Source organism: Streptomyces sp. NPDC043908, assembly GCF_056435525.1.
The window spans coordinates 355,838-378,624 of the sequence record NZ_JBWKEI010000002.1 but is presented as its reverse complement, the minus strand read 5'-3'; the positions used below and the strand labels follow the sequence as shown (position 1 = coordinate 378,624).

General features: G+C 69.8%; 23 protein-coding genes and 1 tRNA gene. 19 read left to right on the top strand and 5 right to left on the bottom strand.

Annotation, left to right across the window (positions count from 1 at the left end; genetic code table 11):
• Positions 1 to 69: 69 nt before the first annotated feature.
• The gene (locus AC069K_RS05970; protein WP_478612464.1) at positions 70 to 378 is read right to left on the bottom strand and encodes a hypothetical protein; all 309 of its coding nucleotides are present in this window, start codon (positions 376 to 378) and stop codon (positions 70 to 72) included.
• 43 nt (positions 379 to 421) lie between these two features.
• Here AC069K_RS05970 and AC069K_RS05965 point away from each other — a divergent pair, with 43 nt between their 5' ends.
• Positions 422 to 1,168 carry a DUF6083 domain-containing protein gene (locus AC069K_RS05965; protein ID WP_478612461.1) on the top strand — a complete coding sequence of 249 codons (747 nt, stop codon included), beginning with the start codon at positions 422 to 424 and terminating at the stop codon, positions 1,166 to 1,168.
• 113 nt (positions 1,169 to 1,281) lie between these two features.
• On the opposite strand, the gene AC069K_RS05960 is transcribed toward AC069K_RS05965, so the two are convergent.
• On the bottom strand, positions 1,282 to 1,593 hold the full coding sequence (locus AC069K_RS05960; protein WP_478612458.1) for a hypothetical protein: 312 nt from the start codon (positions 1,591 to 1,593) through the stop codon (positions 1,282 to 1,284).
• An 89-nt stretch (positions 1,594 to 1,682) separates the two neighbouring features.
• Between AC069K_RS05960 and AC069K_RS05955 the strand changes: the two genes are divergently transcribed.
• Entirely contained in the window at positions 1,683 to 2,618 is a 936-nt protein-coding gene (locus AC069K_RS05955; RefSeq protein WP_478612455.1) for a phosphotransferase family protein, read from the top strand.
• 16 nt (positions 2,619 to 2,634) lie between these two features.
• Here AC069K_RS05955 and AC069K_RS05950 read toward each other — a convergent pair whose 3' ends face one another.
• A complete protein-coding gene (locus AC069K_RS05950; protein WP_478612452.1) occupies positions 2,635 to 3,888 on the bottom strand; it encodes a hypothetical protein in 1,254 nt (417 codons plus the stop codon).
• 404 nt (positions 3,889 to 4,292) lie between these two features.
• On the opposite strand from AC069K_RS05950, the gene AC069K_RS05945 reads away from it, so the two are divergent.
• The 4 genes from AC069K_RS05945 (at position 4,293) to AC069K_RS05930 (ending at position 6,753) form a co-directional block, all read left to right on the top strand.
• Positions 4,293 to 4,634: a bifunctional DNA primase/polymerase gene (locus AC069K_RS05945; protein ID WP_478613303.1), complete on the top strand. Its 342-nt coding sequence runs from the start codon at positions 4,293 to 4,295 to the stop codon at positions 4,632 to 4,634.
• Positions 4,634 to 4,810 (top strand): hypothetical protein, encoded by a 177-nt coding sequence (locus AC069K_RS05940; protein ID WP_478612449.1) that lies wholly within the window; start codon positions 4,634 to 4,636, stop codon positions 4,808 to 4,810. The genes AC069K_RS05945 and AC069K_RS05940 overlap by 1 nt, the downstream gene beginning before the upstream one ends.
• Before the next feature lie 315 nt (positions 4,811 to 5,125).
• Positions 5,126 to 5,317 carry a helix-turn-helix transcriptional regulator gene (locus tag AC069K_RS05935; RefSeq protein ID WP_101400676.1) on the top strand — a complete coding sequence of 64 codons (192 nt, stop codon included), beginning with the start codon at positions 5,126 to 5,128 and terminating at the stop codon, positions 5,315 to 5,317.
• Positions 5,314 to 6,753 carry a tyrosine-type recombinase/integrase gene (locus AC069K_RS05930; protein WP_478612444.1) on the top strand — a complete coding sequence of 480 codons (1,440 nt, stop codon included), beginning with the start codon at positions 5,314 to 5,316 and terminating at the stop codon, positions 6,751 to 6,753. Before AC069K_RS05935 ends, AC069K_RS05930 begins: the two co-directional genes overlap by 4 nt.
• 46 nt (positions 6,754 to 6,799) lie before the next feature.
• Here AC069K_RS05930 and AC069K_RS05925 read toward each other — a convergent pair whose 3' ends face one another.
• Positions 6,800 to 7,747, bottom strand: a complete 948-nt coding sequence (locus tag AC069K_RS05925) for a Shedu anti-phage system protein SduA domain-containing protein (protein WP_478612441.1) — start codon at positions 7,745 to 7,747, stop codon at positions 6,800 to 6,802.
• Between the two features lie 176 nt (positions 7,748 to 7,923).
• A tRNA-Arg gene (locus AC069K_RS05920) sits at positions 7,924 to 7,995 on the bottom strand.
• Between the two features lie 158 nt (positions 7,996 to 8,153).
• On the opposite strand from AC069K_RS05920, the gene AC069K_RS05915 reads away from it, so the two are divergent.
• The 13 genes from AC069K_RS05915 to AC069K_RS05855 all read left to right on the top strand — a co-directional run bounded on the left by AC069K_RS05915 (position 8,154) and on the right by AC069K_RS05855 (position 22,761).
• Positions 8,154 to 8,600 (top strand): response regulator, encoded by a 447-nt coding sequence (locus AC069K_RS05915; RefSeq protein WP_358833860.1) that lies wholly within the window; start codon positions 8,154 to 8,156, stop codon positions 8,598 to 8,600.
• Between the two features lie 309 nt (positions 8,601 to 8,909).
• Positions 8,910 to 9,965, top strand: coding sequence for an ArgS-related anticodon-binding protein NrtL (gene nrtL, locus AC069K_RS05910; protein ID WP_478612438.1), 1,056 nt, complete (start codon positions 8,910 to 8,912; stop codon positions 9,963 to 9,965).
• A 54-nt stretch (positions 9,966 to 10,019) separates the two neighbouring features.
• Positions 10,020 to 11,411 (top strand): diaminopimelate decarboxylase, encoded by a 1,392-nt coding sequence (lysA, locus tag AC069K_RS05905; RefSeq protein WP_478612435.1) that lies wholly within the window; start codon positions 10,020 to 10,022, stop codon positions 11,409 to 11,411.
• Positions 11,412 to 11,539: 128 nt separating this feature from the next.
• Complete coding sequence (locus AC069K_RS05900) at positions 11,540 to 12,841, top strand: homoserine dehydrogenase (protein ID WP_358835851.1); 1,302 nt, start codon at positions 11,540 to 11,542, stop codon at positions 12,839 to 12,841.
• Between the two features lie 6 nt (positions 12,842 to 12,847).
• The gene (thrC, locus tag AC069K_RS05895; RefSeq protein ID WP_365102400.1) at positions 12,848 to 13,906 is read left to right on the top strand and encodes a threonine synthase; all 1,059 of its coding nucleotides are present in this window, start codon (positions 12,848 to 12,850) and stop codon (positions 13,904 to 13,906) included.
• A gap of 229 nt (positions 13,907 to 14,135) precedes the next feature.
• On the top strand, positions 14,136 to 15,053 hold the full coding sequence (thrB, locus tag AC069K_RS05890) for a homoserine kinase (RefSeq protein WP_365102397.1): 918 nt from the start codon (positions 14,136 to 14,138) through the stop codon (positions 15,051 to 15,053).
• 416 nt (positions 15,054 to 15,469) lie between these two features.
• Positions 15,470 to 17,545: a transcription termination factor Rho gene (gene rho / locus AC069K_RS05885; protein WP_478612429.1), complete on the top strand. Its 2,076-nt coding sequence runs from the start codon at positions 15,470 to 15,472 to the stop codon at positions 17,543 to 17,545.
• Positions 17,546 to 17,771: 226 nt separating this feature from the next.
• Positions 17,772 to 18,887 (top strand): LCP family protein, encoded by a 1,116-nt coding sequence (locus AC069K_RS05880; protein WP_478612427.1) that lies wholly within the window; start codon positions 17,772 to 17,774, stop codon positions 18,885 to 18,887.
• Between the two features lie 162 nt (positions 18,888 to 19,049).
• On the top strand, positions 19,050 to 19,271 hold the full coding sequence (rpmE, locus tag AC069K_RS05875; RefSeq protein ID WP_101390144.1) for a 50S ribosomal protein L31: 222 nt from the start codon (positions 19,050 to 19,052) through the stop codon (positions 19,269 to 19,271).
• Positions 19,272 to 19,372: 101 nt separating this feature from the next.
• On the top strand, positions 19,373 to 20,452 hold the full coding sequence (prfA, locus tag AC069K_RS05870; protein WP_358835846.1) for a peptide chain release factor 1: 1,080 nt from the start codon (positions 19,373 to 19,375) through the stop codon (positions 20,450 to 20,452).
• Between the two features lie 76 nt (positions 20,453 to 20,528).
• Entirely contained in the window at positions 20,529 to 21,410 is an 882-nt protein-coding gene (gene prmC / locus AC069K_RS05865; protein WP_358835845.1) for a peptide chain release factor N(5)-glutamine methyltransferase, read from the top strand.
• Between the two features lie 56 nt (positions 21,411 to 21,466).
• On the top strand, positions 21,467 to 22,114 hold the full coding sequence (locus tag AC069K_RS05860) for an L-threonylcarbamoyladenylate synthase (RefSeq protein ID WP_365102388.1): 648 nt from the start codon (positions 21,467 to 21,469) through the stop codon (positions 22,112 to 22,114).
• Positions 22,111 to 22,761 (top strand): arsenate reductase/protein-tyrosine-phosphatase family protein, encoded by a 651-nt coding sequence (locus AC069K_RS05855; protein ID WP_358990226.1) that lies wholly within the window; start codon positions 22,111 to 22,113, stop codon positions 22,759 to 22,761. The genes AC069K_RS05860 and AC069K_RS05855 overlap by 4 nt, the downstream gene beginning before the upstream one ends.
• The last annotated feature ends 26 nt before the right edge of the window (positions 22,762 to 22,787 follow it).

The window sequence follows — 22,787 nt, the reverse complement described above, 5'->3', positions numbered from 1 at the left end:
GGGCACCGCGGTCGCGGCTGGGCGGCCGGTACGCCGACGGCGGCGGGCTCCGCTAGGCAGCGGGGCGGCTCAGTACGCCGTGAGGTAGACGCGTACGCGGTCACCCGACTGCCCGGCCACGTGGATCTCGATGGCCTGGACGGTGCTGCGCCGCGTATCGCCGACGCACGGGGGACAGGCGCTGGTGGTCCGTACGCCCTCGACTTCCTGGGGTGGTTCGAGCCCCAGGTGGTGGAATCCGTCGCCGCTGAGTGACGAGTTGGTGTGGACAGCCCGCAGGGGGTGGTCGGGGCGCAGATCGTCGACGAGCGATTGCGCGGCCGTGGCGTCTGTGACGAAGGAGAGCAGATACACACGCTCCCGAGGCTGAACGCGCACGGCACCGCGCACCTCACCCGCCCCCACAGGAACACGCACCTTCATGAAGGCAGCGGCCTCGGGGGCACCGGCACCTTTCTCCCACCCGGGGTCACCTGCATTGCGGCGGCCGGCCTGCGGGGATGAGCAGGCGGCGAGCAGGAGGGTGGCGGCGATGAGGAGTACGGGGGCGGCGGGGAGGCGCTTCGCGGAGCGAGGGGGGACGCCACGGGTTCTCCTCGTCGCCCCGGGATCATGTGGCATCTCGGCCATGCTTCCTCTACCGCTGGTTACTGGTTTCACCTACCGCGTCGCCCCCTCTTTCCCCGGCGCGCACCGGCCCCAGGCGTCCCGGCCGGTTCGCGCTCTACGCACCGGTCGCCGAAGTGCCGACCCTCACCCTATGGGGGCTTTGGAGAAGACACCGCGTCGGCTGGGCGGCGAACAACCACGCTGCCCCTACTGCGGCTTACCGCAAGACCAGGTGGCCACGCTGGAGTACGACTGGGTGCTGTTGGAGCCGGACATGACTCCACTGGCCCACACGGTGCCGGCGGGGCATCGGTGGATCGAGCTGTCCGATGGACGGGTGGCCGTCTACGGGGTTTGCCCACCGGATCCGTTCCAGCGGTGCCGCATAGAACACCGTCTGGCCTGCCCGGCGAGACCCCTACCGGATCTGTGGCCGTGGCTGACAGCCCTGCGAGGGGAGAACGCCAGGCAGGCGGACCGGGACGATCCAGAGCAGCAGCCTCAGCCTGGGCCCCGGCCCCGGGCCCGGCCTCCAGAGGAATGGCCAGAGGTGGGTTGAGGGTCGGTTAGCGGGTGCCGAACTCGTGCTGCCCCGGTGCACGATCTTCTGCAACCGTTGCCGCTCTGATTAGCCAGTCAGCAAGCATGGAACGGCTTGACCACCGCCCGTCCTTACCTTTCGCGTACGGCTTCGACCTCGGCGGCCAGCGCGGCCACGTCGCGGGCACGCGTGTAGTACTTGCTCGCGTACTCGTCGTTGATTGCCGGAAGTACCTTCCCGAACACCTCCACCAACCTGATCAAGCCGCCTCGGGACGCTTCAGGGAGGGGGCCGTTGAGGACGCGGGACGCGTAGCCGGCGGTGTCCGCGTCGAGCATGACCATGTCCTGGCCCTCAACGTCCAGGCCACGGAACCCGTTCGGGAACGGCATGGCTCTGTACTCATCCATCATCTGCGAGAGGGCGTCGAGCTTCTTCTGCATCACGTGGGGATACTGCCAGGAGCGCATCCTCATGTCCCTATAACGGAGGCCCGATGTGCGTTGGTCCGTACGCCCGTATCGTCGAGTGCATGATCTCGGGCGACGGCAGCACTGAGGGCGGCGCGGCGGAGTTCACGGCGGAGGCGGCGGATGCCGCTCTTCAAGAGGCGTGTCAGCGAGTCGACTTGGAGCCAACGGGTGCTGAGTTGGTGCGGCTGGGGTCGAACGCGGTGTACCGACTGGCGGCTGTGCCTGTGGTCGTGCGAATAGCCAGGGATTCGGATGCACTGGGGGAGACGGAGCGGGTCGTAGGGCTGGCTCGGTGGCTGGAGGCGGAACGCTTCCCGGCGAACCGGGTATGGGGCGGCGTCGAGCAGCCGCTCGTTGTCGCCGGCCGTGTGGTGACGTTCTGGGAGAGCGCGCAGGATCGCGTGGAGTACGGGACGGTCGGCGAGCTGGCCGACCTGCTGCGGCGGCTGCACTGGCTGGAGGAACCGGAGACGCTGAGGCTGCCATACTTCGATCCGTTTGCGAAGCTGTCGGGCTCGCTGCGGCGGCTGGGTGTGGTTAGTGGCGTATCCGGTGAGGACCGGGAGTTCTTGGCAGAGCGGGCCGGGCGCTTGCAGAAGGAGTACGACCGGATCGACTTCGTGCTCCCCTTCGGGATGATTCACGGGGACGCGAACGTCGGCAACGTGCTGCGGCACCGGGACGGCTCGGCCGTCCTCATCGACCTGGACGGCTTCGCTCTGGCACCGCGTGAGTGGGATCTCGTGCTCACCGCTATGTACTACGAGCGGTACGGCTGGCACACGCGCGAGGAGTACCGGGAGTTCGTCTACCGCTACGGCTTCGACTTGATGAACTGGCCTGGGTACTCCGTGCTCGCGGACGTGCGCGAGCTGATGATGGTCGCCTGGATGGGGCAGCAGGTGGCGACGAGTGCCCGGTCCGCCGGGGAGTTTGCCCGCCGGGTGCAGTCGCTGAGGACCGGGGAGGGGCGGAAGGAGTGGAAGCCCTTCTGACGGGTGACGGCTGACGTCAACCAGTGGTCGGGCTCGCGATTGCGATCCACAGGCGGTGCTCGGCGGCCTGGTCCTCGAAGTCCCGGACGATGGCGGTGGAGTTCCCCGTACGGGAAAGATGGCCGCGGAACTCCGCCAGGTAGCTCACGCAGCGAGCGGACTTCAGTTGTTCTCCGAGATCCAGCGCGTCCAGGGCCACCCGGCAGGCTTCCTCCGGTTCTCCAACCCGTAGATGCGCGTCGGCCAGGACCATGGTCGCGAAGAAGTCGCTCCGTACGTGGTTTCCGCTCATCGCGTTCTCGGCGTTGGCGACGGCCTGCCGGGCGCTGTTCACGTCACGGAAGCAGTGCGCGGCCTCGGCCGCGAGCTCGGTCGTGTCGAAGTACGAGATCCACTCGGGCTCGTCGTCGCTGTTCTTGCTGTCGAGCGCGTTCGTGGCGGCCACCAGGGCGCGCTCGGTGGCCTTGCAGTCGCCCGTACGAGCGAGGGCGCGGGCCTCCATAGCGTGGAACTGGGCCCGGAGCGTCGGCGTTGCCACGGCGGAGATGCCCATGAGCGCGGCGCGTGCGAGTGTGGCGGCCTGCGTGTACCGGCCGAGGAATGTCGCCTGATGGCTCATGGCAGACAGGATGCTTCCAGATAGGCGTCGGTCGTTGGCGTCCTGGGCGAGTCGGAGGGCCTGGAGGAAGTACCGCTGCGCGAGTCCGTGGTGGCAGGCGTCATAGGACATCCAGCCGGCGAGGAGTGTGGCCTCGGCGACGGCGGAGAAGAGAGCGCGCCCGACCGCCTCTGTGTACTGCCCGGTGAGGAGTGGAGCCACGTCCCGACTCAGGTACTGGACCACGGCGTGCCGCGCGTGATCACCGCCAAAGCGGTCGTCGAGCTGGGCGAACATGTCGCTGGTCGCCTTGATCGTAGCCACGTCGGCCAGTCCGACGCGGACGCGTCTTTCGTCTTGGTCGCTGGGGAAGGCTGGTTCCGGCGCCACGAGCCACCGGAGGGAAGCCTCGTTCCAAGCAGGCTCCGAGGGTTCGGCGGCGAGGAGCGGTTCGTACCCATTGAGGTCCGCACGCCACAACCGATCGACGTTGTCGAAGGCGGCTTCGGGGCTTGCCGGGTACGAGGCATCGAGCAGACCGGAGTCCTGGCTCCCGACGTGGTGGAGACCGAGCTCGGCCGCGCTGACCCCGAGTGCCGCGCAGATCAACGGGCCGTAGAACTCATCGGGGACGCTGTGGCCGTTCTCCCAACTGGCAATCCGTCTCTTCACGCTGGCATCTGCCGGGAGTTGATGTCCACGATGCGCGGCGAGCGTACGCAGCTCACGGACCAGCCGCGGTTGGCTCCAACCACGATTCGTCCGGGCTGCGCGTAAGTGGCTGCCGACTGACTGTGTCGGGTCCGTGGTCGTCGCCCCCTCCATAGCGCCGCGAAGGTGCCTGAGCTTCCCGCGAGTCTGAATGTACGGACTCGAAAGCGCCCATGTGAGGGGCAGACCGTAGTTCGGTGAATCGGGCGAGCGGGGTGACGGGGGATGACGGATCCGTCAGCCGGGCGTCATCCCCCATCACTACTCGTCATCTGCCCAGCTCAGGGGCATCGGCGAGAGCCTGGCTCCAGGCCGGTTGACTGGCGCCGGGTGAGAGCGACTTGGGGTGAGATGACGTGCAGAGGATGACCAAGAGGGGCGTCGAGTGGCTATCGGCTGCGGCGGAGGAGCCGACCGTATGCCGGGCGGTGTGGCGGGAGGACCCGCGGCTCCCCTACCTGCTGCCCACCGGGCGTCTCTTCGACGTCGTGGCGGTTCCCCAGCGGGTCGGTCTTGAGGTCTTCGATCAACTGGTACGTCGGCAGATGCCGGTCGGGCCAGTCATGACCGACCGGAGGGCTCAGCAGGTGGGCTTCTTCCTCAACTCCGACTGGCGGAAGTCGTTCGAGGACTTCGTGTGGCGGGAGACGGACAGTCCGCCCGAGTACAAGCCCATGGGTGGCGGGAGGTCAGCAAGCGGGACCTGATGGTCAAGCTCTCCCGCTCCGAGTTCCGCACGGCGAACGACTTGGACCCCGTGTTGGCCCTGTTGGAAGACCACGGATACGTGCGCGCCCAAGCCGTCCAGCGCACCGGAGGACGCGGCCGGCCGCCCTCGCCCCGCTACCTGGTCCACCCCCGCCTGCCCGACCCGACTGCCTGACCCCCGCCACAGAAACCACAGAATCACAGAAATACTCCCGCCGAGCCCCTGACCAGCAAAGACAGCCCTGTCAGGGGCTCGCGGTGCGCTGCCACAGAAACGAACCGAGAAGCCACAGAAATAAGCGAGCACCGGCCGCACCGGTCCGGCCGCCTATTTCTGTGGAGCTTTCCGCGATTTCTGTGGCAGCCCCCACAGCGCGGCATCGCCGCAGGTCAGCCCACCAATCCAGGGTTTCCGTGTATTTCGTGGTTTCTGTGGCGGCTCTCGGCTGGTCCCACCACCTTCCCTTGCCCTCTCGCCTAAGGAGGAGTCGTGGCCAAGCCCCGCGACGAGATGCTGACCATCCCCGAAGTAATCGAAGAGATAGGCGTACCGCGAGCGACGTTCTACCGCTGGCGGCAATACAAGAAGGGCCCGAAGTCCATCAAACTCCCGAACGGCGCGGTGCGAATCCGGCGGTCCGAACTGAGTCGGTGGCTCCAGACGCTGGAGGAGAGCGCGTGACGAAAGACACCGCCAACGGGGCCGAGCAGAACAACCGCTCGGCCCCGGACGGGTTTTCTCTCGACATTCGTCTGTGGAAGGTGTCCAAGGCGCAGAGCAAGACCCGTCCATACCAACTCCGTTGGAAAGTCGGAGGAAAGGTCAGTAGCGCAACCTTCGCCACGGTGGCGCTGGCAGAGAGCCGCAGATCTGAACTATGGCAGGCAATGCGCCGTGGCGAGGCATTCCGCATCACGGACGGTCTGCCTGAATCCGAGGTACGGGCCGAGGCCAGTGCGGAGCAAGCCCGCGAGGAACTGCCCTGGTTCGCATTCTGCCGCGAGTACATGGCGATGCGCTGGCCGACCGCCGCGGCCAAGACCCGTGAGGGCATCGCCGATGGGCTCGCCGCCGTGACGCTGGCTCTGGTAGAGCAGGAACAGAAAATGCCGTCACCGGAAGAGCTACGTCTCGCCTTCCGATGGGCGGTCATTCCCAAGAACGCCGAACTTGACCCGCCGGAGGAACTTGAAGACGCCTACTGGTGGATCTCCAAGAAATCGCTTCTCGTCTCCTCACTGGAAGACCCGAAGATTCTTCGCGATGTTCAGTATCGGATCTCCTTCAAACTGGATGGAACCCCCGCGGCGGGGGAGACCTCCCGTCGCCGTCGGCGCGCGCTCAACACCGCAGTTGAATACGCCATCGAGCGCAAGCTTCTGACGGAGAATCCACTCACGGCTATCAAGAGGGTGAAGAGTGCTTCATCGGACCGTGTGGACCCCCGCGTTCTCGTGAACAAGACGCAGGCTGCTCAACTCCTCGCCTCGGTCTCGTACGTCGGGACATGGGACCGCAAGAAGGGTCGGCGCCTGGTGGGCTTCTATGCGGTCATATACTTCGCGGGGCTCCGCCCGAGTGAGGCAGTGGGCCTCAGCAAGACTGATTGCTTCCTCCCGGAGAAGGGGTGGGGCGTTCTGACACTTCACGACACGCACCCCGTGTCGGGCAAGCAGTGGACAGACAGCGGAGAGCGCCACGACAAGCGCGGCCTGAAGTCGAGGGAGGCCAAGGAAGACCGGCCGGTCCCGATCCCCCCGCCGCTCGTGGCCATGCTCCGCGCCCACGTGAAGGAATTCGGCACGGCCAAGGATGGGCGGCTCTTCACGAACGAGCGGGGCGGTCTCGTGGGTAGCAGTACCTATTGGCGCGTGTGGCGGGACGCTCGGGAGTACGCGCTCTCGCCGGACCTGCAGGCGTCCATCCTCGGGGGGCGACCGTACGACCTGCGGCACACCTGCATCACGACGTGGCTGAACGCCGGCGTGCCCGTGGCCGAGGTCGCCCGTCGGGTCGGCAACTCGCCCGAGGTGATCCACCGCGTCTACGAGGGGTGCATCTACGGCCAGGAGGAGGCCATAAACAAGAAGATCGAAAAGGAACTCGACTGGCCGTGATCTAGCTGCTTGTTTTGGCTCGGGGGTAGGGCTGCGCACCCCCGAGTCATGACAGAGCGCTTAGGAGCATGCGGATTCCCTGAAACAGCTCGTCGTACGTTAGAACGCGAACGTCCTTGAGGGAGGACCGGAATATCTCGAAGGAATGTCGTCCGCTTTCGGACATCCCCTCGCTTTCCAAATCGCCGATGAGTACTGTGCAAGGAGGGCTGATGGCGCGAAGGTCAGGTGCGGAGAAGGCGAATGTCATGAGTTCGCGTGTAAGGCTCTCCCTGTAGGTCAGAACCTGCACGCATGAACCTGACAGCTCGCGCGACGGTGCAAATACATTCGTACGGTACGGGGAAGGCATCAGGAGATTGGCCGATGGCGTCTTGATCTCCAGGAGAGCGCAGTTCCCTGTGTTCTGGGCCAAGAAGTCGAGAATGTTTCCTCCAGAGTTGGTCACATTCTTTCCGCCGACGTAGCATTTGCTCAGGAGGCTGTACGCCTTCCCTTCCAAGGGGATTGCCAGTACTTCCGGCCGCTCAGCAAAGAAGCGATGCCAGAACTCCTCGCTGGAGTTACTGCGTTCGCTCTCCCACACCGCCAAGGCTTCAGCCAGCCGATTAACGGCTGCTCCTGATTCTTCGAATCCATTGGCGACGCGCTCGAAGTGGGCTTCACGCATGCGCAAGAGCACGTCAACGGGGTATGAATCAGGATTCCTGTCCACGAGGACGTGATGTGTAGGGCACAGGACAATGATGTTGTCGCCCAACTTTTCGGCGCTGGGGTGGCCCCCATCCACGTACCTGGGGGCGCCTGGCGCGTACGACGAGATCTGAGCGATCTCCAGTAGGGGAAGCCCGTTGTCCAGCGTCCTGGGGGAGGGGCATCCAGGGAAGGCGCACCGCCCCCCTGCGAGACGCATGGCTCTCCGCATCGCCGCTTGCGAGATTCGCCGTCGTGTCACGGTGGTGATGTGGCGTACTTCCCCGTCCTCAGTAGTCATCTGCCCGATGCTGCCTGAAGAGTCGAACGCGCGTGGGGCGAACCGTGATCTATCGCAGGTCTATCGCGATCAGCGCGCAGCAACGACAAAGAGCGGGACCCAGTGAGACTGGTTCCCGCTCTTCATGCTTGGCATCTGCGCTGGTCAACCGCATCATCGTGCTGGTTGAAGCGAAGTGCCCCCGGCAGGATTCGAACCTGCGCACACGGCTCCGGAGGCCGTTGCTCTATCCCCTGAGCTACGGGGGCGTCCGCCGCGCTTGGCGGCGACGGGTAGAACCCTACCAGCTCCCGTGGGGTGGCTGTGAACAGGTATTTCCCGTGGTGGGCGGGGGCTGGGTCCCCCGCAGGGGGCGGAAGTGGGGAAAACCCGGACGCGGCGGTGGTCGCGGACCTAACCTCGAAGGGTGCCAGGCGCGTCCGGCCGGGTGCTTGTTGTCGACGACAACAAGGTCATCCGGCAGCTGATCAGGGTCAACCTCGAGCTGGAGGGCTTCGAGGTCGTGACCGCGGCTGATGGTGCCGAGTGTCTGGAAGTGGTCCATCGGGTCTGTCCTGATGTGATCACCCTGGACGTCGTGATGCCCCGGCTCGACGGGCTGCGTACCGCCACCCGGCTGCGGGCGGATCCCCGTACGCGCCATCTGCCGCTCGCCATCATCAGCGCCTGCACGCAGTACGAGGTCGAGACCGGGCTCGCGTCCGGTGTGGACGCGTTCCTGGCCAAGCCCTTCGAGCCCGCCGAGCTGGTCAAGGTCGTACGGCAGCTGATGCACCGGGAGGCCCCGCCGTCCGCCGACGGCAACAGGCAACCCGGACGCGCCGGCCGGGCCGCCGGCACCTCCCGCGGATGAGAGCGTCGTCCTGCATCTCCTGTGGATGACCCCGCAGATCGGGAGCTCTGACGGTCCGAGTGCCCCGGCCCCCGTCGCTTTCCGACCCCGGAGGCCCCGGCCGGCCTCCTCCCGATCAGCCCCTGGCCCCGCGCCGCCCCCTCCGCCCCGGGCCTCCCGAGCGCTCCTGGCCCCGAGCACCCCGCCCCCCCCCGCACGCCCCCGGCACCCCCCGCCCCCGCACACCCGGCCCCCGGCCGGCCACCCCCCCCCGCCCACATCCCGAAACCGATTACCCGCCCCACCCCCCCTCTCCCATACGCTGGTCCCGTGACCCCCGCAGAGCTCTCCCGTACCGTCGTGCGCGCCGTGCGCAGCGTCGTCGATGAGGGTGTGCTCGCTGTGGAGGTGCCCCGGGATGTCAAGGTCGAGCGGCCCCGGCCCGGGGGTGGCGGGGACTACGCCAGTGCCGTCGCCCTCAAGCTCGCCGCCGCCTCCGGGCTCGCCCCCCGTACCGTCGCCGAGGCCCTGCGCGGGCGGCTCGCCGGGGCGCCCGGGCTCGCGCGCGTCGACATCACCGGGCCCGGGTTCCTCAACTTCACCCTGGAGACGTCAACAGATCGAGCCGAGCTGGTCCGCCAGGTCCTCGTCCTCGGGCCGCGCTACGGGTACGGCGACGCCCTCGCCGGGCAGCACCTCTCCTTCGCGCCCGTCGACGAGCCCCGCGCCCTCGCCGTCACCTCCGCCGTCGTCGCGCTGCTGCGCTCGCAGGGAGCCGCCGCCGAGATCGGGCCGTACGGGAACGAGCGGGTGCCTGTGCTGCCCGATCCCCGTACCGCCGCCCCCCTGGCCGAGCTGGTCGGGCCGGACGCCGCCCGTTGGGCCCATCTGCGCGCCGCCGCCCACGACCGGCCCGCCCCCGCCGCCGAGCTCCTCGCCCAGCGCGAGAGCAATCCGTACTTCCGCGTGCGGTACGCCCACACCCGCGCCCGCGCCCTCACCCGCAACGCCCACGCCCTCGGCTTCACCAGCGCCCCGGGCGACCTGGGCCTCCCGCGCGACACCGCCGGACGCCCTCCCGCGAGCACCCCCGGCGCCCTCCGCCCGCACCAGAACGACACCACCCCCACCCCCCTCCTCCCCCTCCTCGCCGACCACCCCGCCGCCCTCCTGCGTGCCGCCGAGCTCCGGGCGCCCGACCGGGTCGCCCGGCAGCTCGAAGCGGTCGCCGACGCCCTGCTCGACTTCCAGCACCTCGTGCTGCCGCTCGGGGACGAGAAACCCTCGGCCGCCCACCGTGCCCGGCTCGCGCTCGCCGAAGCCGCCGGGGTGGTGCTCGCCGGTGGCCTGTCCCTGTTCGGTATCGACGCCCCTGAATTCCTGTGAACTCGTGCGAGTCCCGAGAGCCGTACGAGTCGTGAGAGTTGTGAGAGTGACCGCATGAGCCGTTCCGCACATCCCGCCGGGCCCCGGCACGCCGACGTCCTGCCCGAGGGGCATTACTCCGCGCCGCCCGCCGACCTCAACTCCCTCGACCCCAAGGTCTGGTCGCGGACCGTCGGGCGCGACGACGACGGGGTCGTCCACGTCGGCGGGCTCGATGTCGCCGCGCTCGCCGAGGAGTTCGGCACGCCCGCGTACTTCCTCGACGAGAGCGACTTCCGCGCCCGCTGCCGCGCCTGGGCCGACGCCTTCGGCAAGGACGCCGACGTGTTCTACGCGGGGAAGGCCTTCCTCTCGCGCGCCGTCGTGCGCTGGCTGCACGAGGAGGGGCTCAACCTCGACGTCTGCTCCGGCATCGAGCTCGCCACCGCCCTGTCGGCCGGCATGCCCGCCGAGCGCATCGCCTTCCACGGCAACAACAAGTCGGAGGAGGAGATCCGGCGGGCCGTCGACGTCGGGGTCGGGCGCATCGTGCTCGACTCCTTCCAGGAGATCGTCCGCGTCGCCCACATCGCCCAGAGCCTCGGCAGGCGCCAGCGCGTCCAGATCCGGGTGACCGTCGGCGTCGAGGCGCACACCCACGAGTTCATCGCCACCGCCCACGAGGACCAGAAGTTCGGCATCGCCCTCGCCGGGGGGCAGGCCGCCGAGGCCGTCCGGCGGGCGCTGAAGCTCGACGGGCTCGAACTCATCGGGATCCACTCGCACATCGGGTCGCAGATCTTCGACATGGCCGGGTTCGAGGTCTCCGCCCGGCGGGTCGTCCAGCTCCTCGCCGAGGTGCGGGACGAGCACGGTGTCGAGCTGCCCGAGATCGACCTCGGCGGCGGCCTCGGCATCGCGTACACCTCCGACGACGACCCCAGCGAGCCCCACGAGATCGCCAAGGCCCTCCACGACATCGTCACCCGCGAGTGCGAGGCCGCCGGGCTGCGTACACCGCGCATCTCCGTGGAGCCGGGGCGCGCGATCGTCGGTCCCAGCGCGTTCACGCTGTACGAGGTCGGGACGATCAAGCCGCTGGAGGGGCTGCGGACGTACGTGAGCGTCGACGGGGGGATGTCCGACAACATCCGGACCGCCCTGTACGACGCGGAGTACTCCGTCGCGCTCGTCTCGCGCACCTCGGACGCGGAGCCGATGCTGGTACGGGTCGTGGGCAAGCACTGCGAGAGCGGCGACATCGTCGTCCGGGACGCCTTCCTGCCCGCCGACCTGGCGCCCGGCGACCTCATCGCGGTGCCGGCCACCGGGGCGTACTGCCGCTCCATGGCCAGCAACTACAACCACGCCCTGCGCCCGCCGGTGGTGGCGGTCCGCGACGGCGAGGCGCGCGTCATCGTCCGGCGCGAGACCGAGGAAGATCTCCTGCGGCTCGACGTCGGATGACGAACAAATGAAGAGAACGATGAATACATAGTGGAATATGTGTCTCAGGATCCGGACGGACGGCGGAAACCCCCGTCCGGTGAGTGAGACTGGTCGGCATTCACGCGGGTAGAGGGAAACGAGGTCGGATGATGCGTACGCGTCCGCTGAAGGTGGCGCTGCTGGGCTGTGGAGTGGTCGGCTCAGAGGTGGCGCGCATCATGACGACGCACGCCGACGACCTCACGGCGCGCATCGGCGCGCCCGTGGAGCTCGCCGGTGTCGCCGTACGCCGGCCGTCGAAGGTGCGCGAGGGCATCGACCCCGCCCTCGTCACCACCGACGCCACCGCCCTCGTCAAACGCGGCGACATCGACGTGGTGGTCGAGGTGATCGGCGGCATCGAGCCCGCCCGCACCCTCATCACCACCGCCTTCGCGCACGGCGCCTCCGTCGTCTCCGCCAACAAGGCGCTGCTCGCGCAGGACGGGGCCGCGCTGCACGCCGCCGCCGTCGAGCACGGGCGGGACCTGTACTACGAGGCGGCCGTCGCCGGGGCCATCCCGCTCATCCGGCCGCTGCGCGAGTCCCTTGCCGGGGACAAGGTCAACCGGGTGCTCGGCATCGTCAACGGCACGACCAACTTCATCCTCGACAAGATGGACTCCACGGGCGCCGGATACCAGGAGGCCCTCGACGAGGCCACCGCCCTCGGGTACGCCGAGGCCGACCCCACCGCCGACGTGGAGGGCTTCGACGCCGCCGCCAAGGCCGCCATCCTCGCCGGGATCGCCTTCCACACCCGCGTCCGCCTCGACGACGTCTACCGCGAGGGCATGACCGAGGTGACCGCCGCCGACTTCGCCTCCGCGAAGGAGATGGGCTGCACCATCAAGCTGCTCGCCATCTGCGAGCGCGCCGCCGACGGCGGCTCCGTCACCGCGCGCGTCCACCCGGCGATGATCCCGCTCGACCACCCCCTGGCCTCCGTGCGCGGCGCGTACAACGCCGTCTTCGTCGAGGCCGAGGCCGCCGGCCAGCTGATGTTCTACGGGCCCGGCGCGGGCGGCGCGCCCACCGCGTCGGCCGTCCTGGGCGACCTGGTCGCGGTCTGCCGCAACAAGCTCGCGGAGTCCACCGGGCCCGGTGAGTCGGCGTACACCCAGCTGCCCGTGAGCCCCATGGGCGACGTGGTGACGCGCTATCACATCAGCCTCGACGTGGCCGACAAGCCCGGTGTGCTCGCCCAGGTGGCCACCGTCTTCGCCGAGCACGGGGTCAGCATCGACACCGTGCGCCAGCAGAGCCGGCAGGACGGGGTCGGCGAGGCCTCCCTGGTCGTCGTCACCCACCGCGCGGCCGACGCGGCCCTCACCGGGACCGTGGACGTCCTGCGGGAGCTGGACACCGTGCGCGGTGTCGCCAGCATCATGCGTGTGGAAGGGGAGTAACGAGCAATGACCCACCAGTGGCGCGGAATCATCGAGGAGTACCGGGACCGGCTCCCGGTCTCCGCTACGACCCCGGTCGTCACCCTCCGCGAGGGCGGCACCCCGCTCGTGCCCGCGCAGGTGCTCTCCGAGCGCACCGGCTGCGAGGTCCACCTCAAGGTCGAGGGCGCCAACCCCACCGGGTCCTTCAAGGACCGCGGGATGACGATGGCGATCACCCGGGCGAAGGAGGAGGGCGCGCGGGCCGTCATCTGCGCCTCCACCGGCAACACCTCGGCCTCGGCCGCCGCCTACGCGGTACGGGCCGGGATGGTCTGCGCCGTCCTGGTGCCGCGGGGCAAGATCGCGCTCGGCAAGATGGGCCAGGCGCTGGTCCACGGGGCGAAGATCCTCCAGGTGGACGGAAACTTCGACGACTGCCTCACGCTGGCGCGCGGCCTCTCCGACAACTACCCGGTGGCGCTGGTCAATTCGGTCAACCCGGTCCGTATCGAGGGCCAGAAGACGGCCGCGTTCGAGATCGTGGACATGCTCGGCGACGCGCCCGACATCCACGTCCTGCCGGTCGGCAACGCCGGCAACATCACGGCGTACTGGCGCGGGTACCGGGAGTACGCGGCGGACGGGCCCGCCGGCCGCACCCCGCGCATGTGGGGTTTCCAGGCCTCCGGTTCGGCGCCGATCGTGCGCGGTGAGGTGGTCAAGGACCCGTCGACGATCGCCACCGCGATCCGCATCGGCAACCCCGCGTCCTGGCAGTTCGCGGAGGCCGCGCGCGACGAATCGGGCGGTCTCATCGACGAGGTGACGGACCGTGAGATCCTGCGGGCCTACCGGCTGCTCGCCGCCCAGGAGGGCGTCTTCGTGGAGCCCGCGTCGGCCGCCTCGGTCGCGGGGCTGCTGAAGGCCGCCGAGCAGGGGCTGGTGGACCCGGGCCAGAGGATCGTCTGCACGGTCACCGGCAACGGGCTCAAGGACCCGGACTGGGCCGTCGCGGGCGCTCCGCAGCCGGTCACGGTGCCGGTGGACGCGGCGGTCGCGGCCGAGCGCCTCGGTCTGGCGTAGTCGAAACCGTACAACTCCGGGTAACTCGGCACGTAGGGGCGCAGGGGGCTCGCGACACGCATCGTGCGCCTCCTGTGCGCCCTATGTCGCCACTGAACCTTCCTTCGATAGGCTGTACCCAACCCACCCCGCCGCATATGCCGCGGTGCAGTTGCCCCTGTGGCCGTCGGGTTCCTGGGTACCTCTTCGAAAATCCCGCAGCAGTCTCACAAGGAGAGTCATCAGAGCGATGGCCGGTCCCGCATTCCGCGCCGCCGCCGTACGGGTGCGCGTCCCCGCCACCAGTGCCAACCTCGGCCCGGGCTTCGACTCCCTGGGCCTGTCACTGGGGCTCTACGACGACGTGGTGGTCCGCGTCGCCGACTCCGGCCTGCACATCGACATCGCGGGCGAGGGCGCGGACACGCTGCCCCGCGACGAGAGCCACCTCCTCGTACGGTCGCTGCGCACCGCCTTCGACCTCCTCGGCGGACAGCCGCGCGGCCTGGAGGTCGTCTGCGCCAACCGCATCCCGCACGGCCGGGGCCTGGGCTCCTCGTCGGCCGCCATCTGCGCCGGGATCGTCGCCGCGCGCGCGGTGACCATAGGCGGCGACGCCCGGCTCGACGACGCCGCGCTGCTGGAGCTGGCCACCGAGATCGAGGGCCACCCCGACAACGTCGCGGCCTGTCTGCTCGGCGGGTTCACGCTCTCCTGGATGGAGGGGGGAGCGGCGCGCGCCATCAGGATGGACCCCGCGGACTCCGTCGTCCCGGTGGTCTTCGTGCCCGGCAGGCCGGTGCTGACAGAGACCGCGCGGGGGCTGCTGCCGCGCACCGTCCCGCACGGGGACGCGGCGGCCAACGCCGGACGGGCGGCCCTGCTCGTGGAGGCGCTGACCAGGCGCCCCGAGCTGCTGCTCCCGGCCACCGAGGACCGGCTCCACCAGGAGTACCGGGCACCGGCCATGCCCGAGAGCGTGGCGCTGGTCAACCGGCTGCGCGCGGACGGAGTCCCCGCGGTCATCTCCGGCGCGGGACCCACGGTCCTGGCGCTGGTCGAGGACGGTGCGGCCGACAAGGTCGCACGGCTGGCGGGCGACGGGTGGGCCGCGAACCGGCTCCGCCTCGACGCCTCGGGCGCGAGTGTTCTGCCGCTGGGGTCCTAGGCCATCGGGTCCGGGACCGTCCGGCGGGGACGCGCGGCTTGCCGGTGAACGAGAGGGGGAATGTTTGTTGGATCCGGTAGTGTTAACCTCAAGTCTGCATCGGTCGTCATTGTGGCGCGGTGCTTCGTGTCCCCTTCAGGGACCGCCTTTCTTCCGGGAGCCTCCCAAACCGCCTGCGCAGCCTGCATGAGCAGTTTCCGAGCACGCTCCGGAACCGGCACGACACCCCCCGCTTTTCCTCAGGGGGCCGAGTAGGGGAACTCGGGCCGGAACCCACGCACGTTTACCTCTCCGCCGGTACCCGGCGGACCACCGCCCCGGCACGGTCAGTGACCCCAGGTCACGGGCCATGTCCGGACAGCACAACCGGTCGCCGAGCCAGACAGGCCGACGTCCGCTCCAGGGAAGGACCCTTCGTGAGCGACACCACCGATCTGATGGGCGTGACAGCCGACACTTCTGTCGACGACGCCGCGCCCGCCGCAGGTGCTGCCTCTGGCACCACCGCACGGCGCCGCCGCTCCGGCACCGGCCTCGACGGCATGGTCCTGGCCGAGCTGCAGCAGGTCGCGTCCGGCCTCGGCATCAGGGGCACCGCGCGGATGCGCAAGAGCCAGCTGATCGAGGTCATCAAGGAGGCGCAGGCCGGTTCCGGCTCCGCCGCCCCGGCCAAGGGCGCCGACGCGGCCGAGAGCAAGCCCAAGCGCCGCGCCACCTCCAAGGCCCGTACGGGTGACGAGGCCGACGGCAAGCCCGCCGCCCAGCAGCAGATCGAGATCCCCGGCCAGCCCGCCGGGGACGCCCCCCAGGCCGAGCGGGGCCGCGAGACCGCGGGAGACGACCAGCCCGCGGGCGAGCGCCGCCGCCGGCGTGCCACCGCGGCCGCCGGTTCCCCGGAGTCCGCCGCCGAGCCGCAGACCGCCAAGGCCGAGGCCAAGGCGGACACCCGCGCCGAGCAGAAGACGGACGCCCAGCCCGACGCCAAGGCCACCGAGGCCGTGGACGGCGCCGAGGGCCGGCGCGAGCGCCGCGACCGCGGCGAGCGCGGCGACCGCCAGGGCCGCCAGCGCGACCGTGAGCGGGGCGAGCGCGGCGACCGTGGCGAGCGGGGTGACCGTGGCGAGCGGGGCGACCGCGGTGACCGCGGTGGTGACCGCCGCGGCAAGGGCGACGACCAGCAGGGCCAGGGCGGCCAGCGCCAGCAGCGCCAGGGCAACCAGGGCCAGCAGAACAACGGCCCCCAGGACGACTTCGACGACGAGGGCCGCCGCGGCCGCCGGGGCCGCTACCGCGACCGCCGGGGCCGTCGTGGCGGGCGCGAGGAGTTCGGCGCCGAGCCGCAGGTCAACGACGACGATGTGCTGATCCCCGTCGCGGGCATCCTGGACATCCTCGACAACTACGCCTTCATCCGGACCTCCGGCTACCTGCCGGGCCCGAACGACGTGTACGTCTCGCTCGCCCAGGTCCGCAAGAACGGCCTGCGCAAGGGTGACCACGTCACCGGCGCCGTGCGTCAGCCCAAGGACGGCGAGCGGCGCGAGAAGTTCAACGCGCTGGTCCGCCTGGACTCCGCCAACGGCATGGCGGCCGACTCCGGCCGCGGCCGTCCCGAGTTCAACAAGCTCACCCCGCTCTACCCGCAGGACCGGCTCCGTCTGGAGACCGACCCGGGCATCCTGACCACGCGGATCATCGACCTCGTGTCGCCGATCGGCAAGGGCCAGCGCGGTCTGATCGTGGCCCCGCCGAAGACCGGCAAGACCATGATCATGCAGGCGGTCGCCAACGCGATCACCCACAACAACCCCGAGTGCCACCTGATGGTCGTCCTGGTCGACGAGCGTCCGGAAGAGGTCACCGACATGCAGCGGTCGGTCAAGGGCGAGGTCATCTCCTCGACCTTCGACCGTCCGGCCGAGGACCACACCACGGTCGCGGAGCTCGCCATCGAGCGCGCCAAGCGCCTCGTGGAGCTCGGCCACGACGTGGTCGTGCTGCTCGACTCGATCACCCGTCTGGGCCGTGCGTACAACCTGGCGGCCCCGGCCTCCGGCCGCATCCTGTCCGGTGGTGTCGACTCGACGGCGCTCTACCCGCCCAAGCGCTTCTTCGGCGCCGCGCGCAACATCGAGGACGGCGGCTCGCTGACCATCCTCGCCACCGCGCTCGTGGAGACCGGCTCGCGCATGGACGAGGTGATCTTCGAGGAGTTCAAGGGCACCGGCAACATGGAGCTCAAGCTCGACCGCAAGCTCGCCGACAAGCGCATCTTCCCGGCGGTGGACGTGGACGCGTCCGGCACCCGCAAGGAGGAGATCCTGCTCGGCAGCGACGAGCTCGCGGTCGTCTGGAAGCTGCGCCGGGTGCTGCACGCGCTCGACCAGCAGCAGGCGATCGAGCTGCTCCTGGACAAGATGAAGCAGACGAAGTCGAACGCCGAGTTCCTGCTCCAGATCCAGAAGACCACCCCGGGCAACGGCAACGACTGACGTCCCCGCCGCGACCTGCGGATACGCCCTCGGCACCTCGGTGCCGGGGGCGTTTTCGCGTATCCGGGGCGCCGAGAGCTTCGCCACAGGAGCCGGGCGTTCTCAAGAGGTTCTTAGAACCCTGTGCAACCCTTCGTGGTGCTTCTCCGTCTGACAAGTGTCGACAAACCGTGCCTGGCAGACACGGCGGGGGGTATCCGGAGCAGCGACGAGGACTGAGGAGACCATGGCCGACCAGAGTGAGAGCGGCAGCGCCCGAATATCCGGCGGTGGCCGCGGCCGGCGCCGTAAGCGCCCGGCCCCGCGCCGCCGTGCGCTGACGATCGCGGCCTGGTCCGCGGCGGGTGTGATCATGGTCGGCGGGGCCGGCCTCGGCTACGTCTACTTCAAGCTCAACGGCAACATCAAGGGCGTCGACATCAACGCCCAGCTCGGCACCGACCGCCCCCAGGACGTCGACAACGGATCCATGGACATCCTCGTCCTCGGCTCCGACTCCCGGGCCGGTGCCAACAAGCAGTACGGCCGGGACGAGGGCGGCGCCCGCTCCGACACCGCGATGGTCGTCCACGTCTACGAGGGCCACAAGACGGCCAGCGTCGTCTCCATCCCCCGCGACACCCTCATCACGCGGCCCTCCTGCGCCACCACGGACGGCAAGGACGACCCCGGCGGCAAGCGCCAGATGTTCAACACGGCGTACGAGGTCGGCGGGCCGGCCTGCGCGGTCAAGACCGTCGAGCAGATGTCCGGCATCCGCATGGACCACTACATCGAGGTCGACTTCACCGGCTTCAAGAAGCTCATCGACGAGCTCGGCGGGGTGCCCGTCACCACCGCGAAGCCCATCAAGGACAGCAAGAGCCATCTCGACCTCCCGCCCGGCCGGCACACCCTCGACGGCGAGCAGGCGCTCGGCCTGGTGCGCACCCGGCACGGCGTGGGCGACGGCTCCGACCTCGGCCGCATCCAGCTCCAGCAGGCCTTCATCAAGGCCCTGATCGAGCGCGTCAAGGGCGTCGGCGTCTTCACCAGCCCCACCAAGCTCTACGGGCTCGCGGACGCCGCCACCAAGGCCATCACCACCGACTCCGACCTGAACTCGATCAACAAGCTGATCGGCTTCGGCAGCGGGCTCAAGGGCCTGGGCTCCGACGACGTCCACATGATCACGCTGCCGGTGATGTACGACCCGGCCGACCCCAACCGCGTACTGCCGCAGGAGGCCCACGCCAAGGAGGTCTGGGACGCGCTGCTGCGGGACCAGCCCGTCCCGGCCTCCGCGACCCGGGACTCCGCGGGTGACAAGGGTGATGTCGGCGGCGTGGTCAAAACCGGCTGACCTGCACTTTCGTCCGGCCGGGCGGGGCGTGGAATAGATCGGGCCGCACCCCGGTTTTGGGAGATGTGCCCAGTCCTGGCAGACTGGTACGTCGGCCCCGGTTCACGTGCGCGCATTCCCGCGCGGACGACCCGGTGCCCTCCATGAACATAGGAGACACCCTTGAAGCGCGACATTCACCCCGAGTACGTCGAGACGCAGGTCAGCTGCACCTGTGGCGCGTCGTTCACCACCCGTAGCACCCTGGCCGAGGGCACCATCCGTGCCGAGGTCTGCTCCGAGTGCCACCCGTTCTACACGGGCAAGCAGAAGATCCTCGACACCGGTGGCCGCGTGGCCCGCTTCGAGGCCCGCTTCGGCAAGGCTGCTGCCGCCAAGAAGTAGCGAGCCACTGCGCCGGTCTTCGGCCGCCCCCGACGGGGCGGCTGGGACCGGCGTTTTGCCGTTGCCCGCAGCCCCTTTTCACGTACACCCAGGAGCCCCCGATGTTCGAGGCGGTCGAGGAACTGATCGGCGAGCACGCCGATCTGGAGAAGAAGCTCGCCGACCCTTCGGTCCACGCCGACCAGGCGAACGCGCGCAAGCTCAACAAGCGCTACGCCGAACTGACGCCGATCGTCGGGACCTACCGCTCCTGGAAGCAGGCGGGCGAGGACATCGAGACGGCCAAGGAGTTCGCGGTCGACGACCCCGACTTCGCGGCCGAGGTCAAGGAGCTGGAGAAGCAGCGCGAGGAGCTGACGGAGAGGCTGCGCCTGCTCCTCGTCCCGCGCGACCCCAGCGACGACAAGGACGTCCTGCTGGAGATCAAGGCGGGCGCGGGCGGCGACGAGTCGGCCCTGTTCGCCGGCGACCTGCTGCGGATGTACCTGCGCTACGCCGAGCGCGTCGGGTGGAAGACCGAGATCATCGACGCCACCGAGTCCGAGCTGGGCGGCTACAAGGACGTCCAGGTCGCGGTGAAGACCAAGGGCGGCAACGGCGCCACCGAGCCCGGCCAGGGCGTCTGGGCGCGGCTGAAGTACGAGGGCGGGGTGCACCGCGTGCAGCGCGTGCCCGCCACCGAGTCGCAGGGCCGCATCCACACCTCCGCCGCCGGCGTGCTCGTCACGCCCGAGGCCGAGGAGGTCGACGTCGAGATCAACATGAACGACCTGCGCATCGACGTGTACCGCTCGTCCGGCCCCGGCGGCCAGTCCGTCAACACCACCGACTCGGCCGTGCGCATCACGCACCTGCCGACCGGTGTCGTCGCCTCCTGCCAGAACGAGAAGAGCCAGCTCCAGAACAAGGAGCAGGCCATGCGCATCCTGCGCTCGCGGCTCCTCGCCGCGGCCCAGGAGAAGGCCGAGGCCGAGGCCGCCGACGCCCGGCGCAGCCAGGTGCGTACCGTGGACCGCTCCGAGAAGATCCGCACCTACAACTACCCGGAGAACCGCATCTCGGACCACCGGGTCGGCTTCAAGGCGTACAACTTGGACCAGGTACTCGACGGCGACCTGGACGCGATGATCCAGGCTTGCGTCGACGCCGACTCCGCCGCCAAGCTCGCCGCGGCGAGCTGACACCCGTAAGACACCCGGTACTTCCCCCGCCGCCACCACCGGGCGGGGGAGGCCCATTGCAGCCCGGAGGACCAGCGTGCCGCAACATTCTGGGGGGCGAACCCCAGGCCCCCGCAGTGTGCTGCTCGCGGAGGTGGCCCAGGCCACCCAGCGGCTGGCCGACGCCGGCGTGCCCTCGCCGCGCTTCGACGCGGAGGAGCTCGCCGCGCACATCCACGGCGTGAAGCGGGGCGAGCTGCACCTGGTCAAGGACGCCGACTTCGACGCCCGCTACTGGGAGGCCATCGCCCGCCGCGAGGCGCGCGAGCCGCTCCAGCACATCACCGGGCGGGCGTTCTTCCGCTATCTGGAGCTCCAGGTCGGCCCCGGCGTCTTCGTGCCGCGCCCCGAGACCGAGTCGGTCGTCGGCTGGGCCATAGACGCCGTGCGGGCCATGGACGTGGTCGAGCCGCTCATCGTCGACCTGTGCACCGGCTCCGGCGCGATCGCGCTGGCCATGGCCCAGGAGGTGCCCCGCTCGCGGGTGCACGCCGTGGAGCTCTCCGAGGACGCCCTCACCTGGACCCGCAAGAACGTCGAGGGCTCGCGCGTCGTGCTGCACCAGGGCGACGCCCTGACCGCGCTGCCCGAGCTCGACGGCCAGGTCGACCTGGTCATCTCCAACCCGCCGTACATCCCGCTCACCGAGTGGGAGTACGTCGCCCCCGAGGCCCGGGACCACGACCCCGAGCTCGCCCTCTTCTCCGGCGAGGACGGCCTCGACACGATCCGGGGCATCGAGCGCACCGCCCACCGGCTGCTGCGGCCCGGCGGCCTCGTCGTCGTCGAGCACGCCGACACCCAGGGCGGCCAGGTGCCGTGGATCTTCAACGAGGAGGCCGGCTGGGCGGACGCGGCCGACCACCCCGACCTGAACAACCGCCCGCGCTTCGCCACGGCCCGCAAGGCGATGCCGTGACCGCCTTCATCCCCTACCGCTTCATGACCGCGTACGCGTACGAGGAGGCCCGTTAGATGGCTCGGCGATACGACTGCAACGACGCGACCGACCGCACGACCGGTCTGCGCGAGGCCGCCTCCGCGGTGCGCCGCGGCGAACTCGTCGTCCTGCCGACGGACACCGTCTACGGCATCGGCGCCGACGCGTTCAGCGCCGAGGCCGTCGCCTCCCTGCTGGACGCCAAGGGCCGCGGGCGCAACATGCCCACCCCCGTCCTGATCGGCTCCCCGAACACGCTGCACGGGCTGGTGACGGACTTCTCCGAGCAGGCCTGGGAGCTCGTCGACGCGTTCTGGCCGGGTGCCCTGACGATCGTCGCCAAGCACCAGCCCTCCCTCCAGTGGGACCTCGGCGACACCCGGGGCACGGTCGCCATCCGGATGCCGCTGCACCCCGTCGCCATCGAGCTGCTCACCGAGGTCGGCCCGATGGCCGTCTCCTCCGCCAACCTCACCGGGCACCCCTCGCCCGAGGACTGCGACGCCGCGCAGGAGATGCTGGGCGACTCCGTCTCGGTGTACCTGGACGGCGGCCCCACCCCGGGCATCGTCCCGTCGTCGATCGTCGACGTCACGGGGAAGGTGCCGGTGCTGCTGCGCGCGGGCGCGCTCGACGCCGACGAGCTGCGCAAGGTGGTACCCGACCTCGAGGTGGCGAATTGACAGCCCCGGAGACGGGGCGTGGCATAGGCACCGGGCTCACCGGCACCACTTTCCGCATCCTCCACGTCAGCACCGGCAACGTGTGCCGCTCGCCCATCACCGAGCGGCTGACCCGGCATGCCCTGTACGACCGCCTCGGCGACCCGTACACCGGCGGCCTGATCGTGGAGAGCGCGGGCACCTGGGGCCACGAGGGCGCCCCGATGGAGGCCAACGCGGCGGCCGTCCTCGCGGACTTCGGCGCGGACGCCTCCGGCTTCACGGGGCGCGAGCTCCTGGACGAGCACGTCATCACCGCGGATCTGGTCCTCACGGCCACCCGCGACCACCGCGCCCAGGTCATCTCCATGGGCCATTCGGCGGGGCTGCGCACCTTCACGCTGAAGGAGTTCACCCGGCTGGTGCGCGCCATCGACCCCACGACCCTGCCGGACCCCGACGAGGCCGGCATGGTCGAGCGCGCCCGCGCCCTGGTCCGCGCGGCCGCGGCCCTGCGCGGCTGGCTGCTGGCGCCGAGCGCGGAGGCGGACGAGGTCAACGACCCCTACGGCGCCCCCATCACGTTCTTCCGCTCGATCGGGGACGAGATCAACACGGCCCTGGAGCCGGTGGTGACGGCGCTGACGGGCGTGGCCGCGCCGCACTGAGCACCCCGGCGCGCCGAGCGCGCCGG

Coding starts and splice junctions, on each gene's coding strand:
- AC069K_RS05965 (WP_478612461.1), top strand. CDS start 422: ATGAAGGCAGCGGCCTCGGGGGCACCGGCACCTTTCTCCCACCCGGGG.
- AC069K_RS05960 (WP_478612458.1), bottom strand. CDS start 1,593: ATGCAGAAGAAGCTCGACGCCCTCTCGCAGATGATGGATGAGTACAGA.
- AC069K_RS05955 (WP_478612455.1), top strand. CDS start 1,683: ATGATCTCGGGCGACGGCAGCACTGAGGGCGGCGCGGCGGAGTTCACG.
- AC069K_RS05945 (WP_478613303.1), top strand. CDS start 4,293: ATGACCAAGAGGGGCGTCGAGTGGCTATCGGCTGCGGCGGAGGAGCCG.
- AC069K_RS05940 (WP_478612449.1), top strand. CDS start 4,634: ATGGTCAAGCTCTCCCGCTCCGAGTTCCGCACGGCGAACGACTTGGAC.
- AC069K_RS05925 (WP_478612441.1), bottom strand. CDS start 7,747: ATGACTACTGAGGACGGGGAAGTACGCCACATCACCACCGTGACACGA.
- lysA (WP_478612435.1), top strand. CDS start 10,020: ATGAGCCGTTCCGCACATCCCGCCGGGCCCCGGCACGCCGACGTCCTG.
- AC069K_RS05900 (WP_358835851.1), top strand. CDS start 11,540: ATGATGCGTACGCGTCCGCTGAAGGTGGCGCTGCTGGGCTGTGGAGTG.
- thrC (WP_365102400.1), top strand. CDS start 12,848: ATGACCCACCAGTGGCGCGGAATCATCGAGGAGTACCGGGACCGGCTC.
- thrB (WP_365102397.1), top strand. CDS start 14,136: ATGGCCGGTCCCGCATTCCGCGCCGCCGCCGTACGGGTGCGCGTCCCC.
- AC069K_RS05880 (WP_478612427.1), top strand. CDS start 17,772: ATGGCCGACCAGAGTGAGAGCGGCAGCGCCCGAATATCCGGCGGTGGC.
- prfA (WP_358835846.1), top strand. CDS start 19,373: ATGTTCGAGGCGGTCGAGGAACTGATCGGCGAGCACGCCGATCTGGAG.
- AC069K_RS05860 (WP_365102388.1), top strand. CDS start 21,467: ATGGCTCGGCGATACGACTGCAACGACGCGACCGACCGCACGACCGGT.